4 protein-coding genes are annotated in these 3,180 nt (G+C 69.3%); 2 read left to right on the top strand and 2 right to left on the bottom strand.

Going from position 1 to position 3,180, the window contains the following annotated elements; translation table 11 throughout:
* Positions 1-31: 31 nt before the first annotated feature.
* Together ACFWU9_RS36180 and ACFWU9_RS36175 are read right to left on the bottom strand one after the other, a co-directional pair.
* Entirely contained in the window at positions 32-520 is a 489-nt protein-coding gene (locus tag ACFWU9_RS36180) for a beta-class carbonic anhydrase (protein ID WP_384325349.1), read from the bottom strand.
* A 118-nt stretch (positions 521-638) separates the two neighbouring features.
* Positions 639-1,244 carry a DJ-1/PfpI family protein gene (locus ACFWU9_RS36175; RefSeq protein WP_384325348.1) on the bottom strand — a complete coding sequence of 202 codons (606 nt, stop codon included), beginning with the start codon at positions 1,242-1,244 and terminating at the stop codon, positions 639-641.
* Positions 1,245-1,394: 150 nt separating this feature from the next.
* Between ACFWU9_RS36175 and ACFWU9_RS36170 the strand changes: the two genes are divergently transcribed.
* Both ACFWU9_RS36170 and ACFWU9_RS36165 read left to right on the top strand, forming a co-directional pair.
* Positions 1,395-2,585 carry a S8 family peptidase gene (locus ACFWU9_RS36170; RefSeq protein WP_384325347.1) on the top strand — a complete coding sequence of 397 codons (1,191 nt, stop codon included), beginning with the start codon at positions 1,395-1,397 and terminating at the stop codon, positions 2,583-2,585.
* Positions 2,586-2,772: 187 nt separating this feature from the next.
* Complete coding sequence (locus ACFWU9_RS36165) at positions 2,773-3,117, top strand: hypothetical protein (RefSeq protein WP_384325346.1); 345 nt, start codon at positions 2,773-2,775, stop codon at positions 3,115-3,117.
* Positions 3,118-3,180 lie beyond the last annotated feature (63 nt).

Below are 3,180 nucleotides of genomic sequence, written 5' to 3'. Positions count from 1 at the left end.
GGACCGGGGCGCCTCGGCCGGAATGCGCCGCTCACTCCACCCTTTTGAGCAGTCCCGTCCCCACGTCGAAGATGAATCCGCAGATCTCGTCGGTGTGCGGGACGAAGGGGTTCACCTCGATCCGGCGAATCGACTGACGTACGTCCTTCTCCAGGTCCGTGAACGCCTCGGCGGCCCACGGCGGCCGGATCCCGGTGTCGTCCTCGATGTCCCGCTTGAAACCGTCGTCGGTGAACTTGACCATTCCGCAGTCCGTGTGGTGGATCAGGAAGATCTTCCGTGTCCCGAGCAGCCGCTGACTGATCGCCAGGGAGCGGATCGCGTCATCGGTGACCGCTCCCCCGCCGTTCCTGATGACATGCGCGTCGCCCTCCTGGAGGCCCAGGATGCGGAAGACGTCGAGCCGTGCGTCCATACAGGCCACAACGGCGAGCTGACGGCGCGGCCGCTGATGCAGAGGTCCCGAGAACGTCTGCGCGTACTCTCCGTTGCTGATGACGAATTCGTCTGTGACGGACATGACCGACCTACTTTCACAGTTGACAACAGAGCCACTGTAAAGGGCCTAAATTCGAACATCACAGACGAACAGGTCGCCCCCATCGCGGCGTTGACGCGCTCCCGAAACAGACCCCGGATCAGTACGGCAGCGGCTCGTCGGCCAGATAGGGCGGCGCGGGCTCGTACTGGATGTACCGGCGCACCGCGCGGGCGTGGTCGCGTCCGTGCAGCCGGCCGATCAGCCACAGGGCCATGTCGATCCCGGCGGAGACGCCCTGACTGGTGACCAGGTTCCCGTCCACGACATAACGGGCGTCGCGGACGACGGTGAGATCGCCGCGGGCCTCGAGTTCGTCCTCGAAGCCGTGATGGGTGGCCACGCGCCGCCCACGGGCGGGCCCGGCCCGGTGCAGCAGGAGGGAACCGGTGCAGACGCTCGTGACCCAGTCGGCTTCGGCGGCCGTTCTGCCGATCCACTCGATCAGCGCGGGGTTGTCCACCTCGCGCCTGGTCCCCCGGCCGCCGGGGACGAGCAGCACGTCCAGGGCCGGGCTCTCGCCGAGCGTGTGGTCGGGCAGGACCCGCATGCCCTTGGCGCACACGACCGGGTCGGCCCGCTCGGCCACGAGCACGGCCGTGTCCGCTTGGTCGCGCAGCATGGAGGAGGCGGTGAACACCTCCCAGGGTCCGACGAAGTCCAGTTCCTCCACGCCCTCGAAGATCAGCAGTCCGTACGTGGTCATGAGCGGTCCTCGTTCGTCGCGGGTGGTGGGCGGTCGGGTCCCGGCCCGCCCCGGCCGCACATCGCCGCCACGGGCCGGGGCCATCTGGTCGGGTGAACCACCCGCCGAGCCTACAGGGCATGATAATCCGATCATGTTTGAGTATCTTTCATGAAAAATCATCTGAAACTCAGCATGTTCCTGGTCGCCACGAGCGCGGTGGTGGTGGCCGCCGGCCCGCTCCCCACCACGGTCCAGCCGGCGTCCGCCCAGCCCTACACCGCGCCTCTGCACCGCTCCGCGGAGCCGCTGCTCGACCGCTACATCGTCTCCGTCGACGCCGCCTTCGACGCGAGCAAGCTGCTCAACCGGGCTGGTGTGAAGCCCCTGTTCACGTACACGAGCGTGCTGCGCGGGTTCGCGGCCGAACTCACCGCCGCCCAGCTCAGGACCATCCGCGCGACGCCCGGTGTGACGGCCGTCGAGGAGGACTCCGAGATCAAGGCGCTGGAGACCGCTTCCCCGAGGAGCCTGGTGTCCGCCTCGTCCTGGGGTCAGGACCGGATCGACCAGCAGGAACTGCCGCTGGACGGCCAGTACGACGCGAAGAGCACCGGCAAGGGCGTCACCGCGTACGTCGTCGACACGGGCATCGACTTCGGCCACGAGGAGTTCGGCGGGCGCGCCCGGGCGGGTTACGACGCCATCGGCGACGGCCGGCAGGGCAAGGACTGCCAGGGTCATGGCACGCATGTGGCGGGCACGGTCGCCGGCCGTACGTACGGTGTGGCTCCCGAGGCCGATGTGGTGAGCGTCCGGGTCCTCGACTGCAAGGGCAAGGGCACCTGGTCGGGAATCCTCGCCGGCTTCGACTGGGTTGCCGCCAACGCCAAGCAGCCCGCCGTGCTCAACGGCTCCCTCGGCGGCCCGAAGTCGGTCGCGGTGAACAACGCGGCGACCGCGCTCTCGGAGCGGGGCGTCCTGCCGATCCTCGCGGCCGGCAACGACGGGGTCGACGCCTGCTCCGTCTCACCGGCCTCGGCCGAGGGGGTGCTGACGGTCGGCTCGACCGACAGGGACGACAAGCAGTCCAGCTTCTCCAACCACGGAACGTGCCTGTCGCTGTACGCGCCGGGGGCCGGCATCCTGTCGGCCAAGCTGGGCGGCGGCAGCGTCTCGCTGAACGGGACGTCGATGGCCTCTCCCCATGTCGCGGGCGTGGCCGCGCTCTACAAGGCGGACAACCCGGACGCGACCCCGGCGGAGCTGGCCGACTGGCTCCGCGGCTCCGCCACCCAGAACAAGCTGTCGTCCGTCAGCGAGGGCTCGCCGAACCGGCTCCTGTTCACCGACGGGCTCTGACGGGGGGCGCTCCGGGAGAGGGGCGCCGACGGGCGATCGGTCGGGCCGAGGACCCACATGGTCGATGAAGAATCGTTTCCGCAGCTGCTGTTGGAGCGATGAATCGGGACGTTCGGAGAAGATCCGGACGGGCGGGGACAGGCTCCCGACGACCTGTTCCACCCCCACCGCACCATTGGAGTGTCCTGTGCGACTTCGTACCAGTGTGGCCGCCGCCGTCGGCGCCCTCGCCCTCGTCCTCACCCTTCCGGCCTCGGCCGGCGCGGCCCAGGGCGACTTCACGTACCAGCACTACACCGAGGCCGGCATCACGCAGACGTCGGCTCTGATGAACCCGCGGAGCGGCGAGTGCATCACGCTGCCCGAGGTCGAGAACGAGATGACGGCGCCGGCGCACAGCCCCCGCAACAACACGGACGCCACGGCGACCGTCTTCACGGGGGCGGACTGCGAAGGCGACCACTTCAGCCTGCGGCCCAACGGCGGCCACGCCTCGCAGCGGCTGATGGTCCGTTCGGTCGTCTTCAGCTGACCACCGGCTGACCGGCCGAACCACTGAACCGGCAGACCCGGCCGGCCGACTGGGCCGGCCGGG

Origin of the sequence: Streptomyces sp. NPDC058653 (genome assembly GCF_042716895.1) — a bacterium.
Taxonomy (GTDB): Bacteria; Actinomycetota; Actinomycetes; order Streptomycetales; family Streptomycetaceae; genus Streptomyces.
The sequence above is the reverse complement of the archived record's forward strand: the minus strand, read 5'-3'. Positions and strand labels throughout refer to the sequence as shown.

What these genes read in the sequence shown, in the direction of transcription:
- ACFWU9_RS36180 (WP_384325349.1), bottom strand. Translation starts at nt 520, where the DNA reads ATGTCCGTCACAGACGAATTCGTCATCAGCAACGGAGAGTACGCGCAG.
- ACFWU9_RS36175 (WP_384325348.1), bottom strand. Translation starts at nt 1,244, where the DNA reads ATGACCACGTACGGACTGCTGATCTTCGAGGGCGTGGAGGAACTGGAC.
- ACFWU9_RS36170 (WP_384325347.1), top strand. Translation starts at nt 1,395, where the DNA reads ATGAAAAATCATCTGAAACTCAGCATGTTCCTGGTCGCCACGAGCGCG.